The sequence below is a fragment of the Streptomyces poriferorum genome (assembly GCF_019399235.1).
Lineage (GTDB): Bacteria > Actinomycetota > Actinomycetes > Streptomycetales > Streptomycetaceae > Streptomyces > Streptomyces poriferorum.
In genome coordinates this window covers 1-302 of sequence record NZ_JAELVH010000695.1, presented here as the reverse complement: position 1 = coordinate 302, position 302 = coordinate 1, and the positions used below count along the sequence as shown (strand labels likewise).

Sequence of the window (302 nt, the reverse complement as noted above, 5' to 3'; positions counted from 1 at the left end):
CCTCCCCTCAGCCCTCACCCGACAAGCAGTCCCAGCAACCGAAGAAACAGGGAGCAGAAGAGATGGCCAACCCGTTCGAGGACCCCGAGGCCACGTACCACGTGCTGGTCAATGACGAGCTGCAGCACTCGTTGTGGCCCGTGTTCGCCGACGTGCCCGAGGGATGGACGGTCGCTCTCTCGGACAGCGGCAGGCAGGTCTGCCTCGACTTCATCAATGAGCAGTGGACCGACATGCGGCCGAACAGCCTCGTGAAGGCCATGAACGCCACACACTGACGCCCGTCCCACGCCCTACCCCTC

At 64.2% G+C, this 302-nt stretch carries 1 protein-coding gene; it reads left to right on the top strand.

All coding sequences use genetic code 11. The features are described 5' to 3' along the window. The first annotated feature begins 62 nt into the window (after positions 1-62). Positions 63-278, top strand: coding sequence for an MbtH family protein (locus JGS39_RS40460; RefSeq protein WP_219574711.1), 216 nt, complete (start codon positions 63-65; stop codon positions 276-278). The last annotated feature ends 24 nt before the right edge of the window (positions 279-302 follow it).